The sequence below is a fragment of the Shewanella gaetbuli genome (assembly GCF_023284065.1).
GTDB classification, from domain to species: Bacteria; Pseudomonadota; Gammaproteobacteria; order Enterobacterales; family Shewanellaceae; genus Shewanella; species Shewanella gaetbuli.
On record NZ_JAKIKP010000024.1, the window covers coordinates 1 to 1,872 of the forward strand.

General features: G+C 50.1%; 1 rRNA gene. It reads right to left on the reverse strand.

Features of this window, described 5'->3' with window-relative positions:
• Window positions 1-1,858 (reverse strand): 23S ribosomal RNA (locus L2672_RS17195); the annotation flags it as partial.
• Window positions 1,859-1,872 lie beyond the last annotated feature (14 nt).

A 1,872-nucleotide genomic window follows, 5' to 3' on the forward strand; every position in this document is an offset into this window, starting at 1 on the left:
AGGGATAACCCAATCAATTAACCTTCCGGCACCGGGCAGGCGTCACACCGTATACGTCATCTTGCGATTTTGCACAGTGCTGTGTTTTTGATAAACAGTTGCAGCCACCTGGTATCTGCGACTGCCAGCAGCTTAGAGAGCAAGTCTCATCACCGCCAGCAGCGTACCTTCTCCCGAAGTTACGGTACCATTTTGCCTAGTTCCTTCAGCCGAGTTCTCTCAAGCGCCTTGGTATTCTCTACCCGACCACCTGTGTCGGTTTGGGGTACGATTCCTACTAACCTGAAGCTTAGAAGATTTTCCTGGAAGCATGGCATCAACTACTTCATCACCGTAGTGACTCGTCATCAGCTCTCAGCCAATGTACACCCGGATTTGCCTAAGTGTACGGCCTACTACCTTAAACGCGGACTACCAACGCCGCGCTAGCCTAGCCTTCTCCGTCTCTCCATCGCAGTTAGCAAAAGTACAGAAATATTAATCTGTTTCCCATCGACTACGCCTTTCAGCCTCGCCTTAGGGGTCGACTCACCCTGCCCCGATTAACGTTGGACAGGAACCCTTGGTCTTTCGGCGAGGGAGTTTTTCACTCCCTTTATCGTTACTCATGTCAGCATTCGCACTTCTGATACGTCCAGTGTGGGTTACCCCTTCACCTTCAACCGCTTACAGAACGCTCCTCTACCGCTTGCAGTAAACTGCAAACCCGTAGCTTCGGTGGTATGTTTAGCCCCGTTAAATCTTCCGCGCAGGCCGACTCGACTAGTGAGCTATTACGCTTTCTTTAAATGATGGCTGCTTCTAAGCCAACATCCTAGCTGTCTAAGCCTTCCCACATCGTTTCCCACTTAACATACACTTTGGGACCTTAGCTGACGGTCTGGGTTGTTTCCCTTTTGACGACGGACGTTAGCACCCGCCGTCTGTCTCCCGAGTAGTACTCATTGGTATTCGGAGTTTGCAAAGGGTTGGTAAGTCGGGATGACCCCCTAGCCTTAACAGTGCTCTACCCCCAATGGTATTCGCTCGAGGCGCTACCTAAATAGCTTTCGAGGAGAACCAGATATCTCCCGGTTTGATTGGCCTTTCACCCCCAGCCACAAGTCATCCGCTCATTTTTCAACATAAGTCGGTTCGGTCCTCCAGTTGATGTTACTCAACCTTCAACCTGCCCATGGCTAGATCACCGGGTTTCGGGTCTACACCTTGCAACTAAACGCGCAGTTAACACTCGGTTTCCCTACGGCTCCGCTATTCGCTTAACCTCGCTACAAAATGTAAGTCGCTGACCCATTATACAAAAGGTACGCAGTCACGGTCTCAAGAACCGCTCCCACTGCTTGTACGTATACGGTTTCAGGTTCTATTTCACTCCCCTCACAGGGGTTCTTTTCGCCTTTCCCTCACGGTACTGGTTCACTATCGGTCAGTCAGGAGTATTTAGCCTTGGAGGATGGTCCCCCCATATTCAAACAGGATGTCACGTGTCCCGTCTTACTCGTTTTCATCAATGGTTAGTTTTCGTGTACGGGGCTATCACCCTGTGCCGCTGTGCTTTCCAACACATTCCACTAACACCCCACTGACTTAAGGGCTAATCCCCGTTCGCTCGCCGCTACTAGGGGAATCTCGGTTGATTTCTTTTCCTCCGGGTACTTAGATGTTTCAGTTCCCCGGGTTTGCCTCTTACACCTATGTATTCAGTGTAAGATACTTACTTATGTAAGTGGGTTTCCCCATTCGGACATCGTTAGCTCAAATGCTTGTTACTAGCTCGCCAACGCTTTTCGCAAGTTACTACGTCCTTCATCGCCTCTGACTGCCAAGGCATCCACCGTATACGCTTAGTCACTTAACCATACAACCCAAATG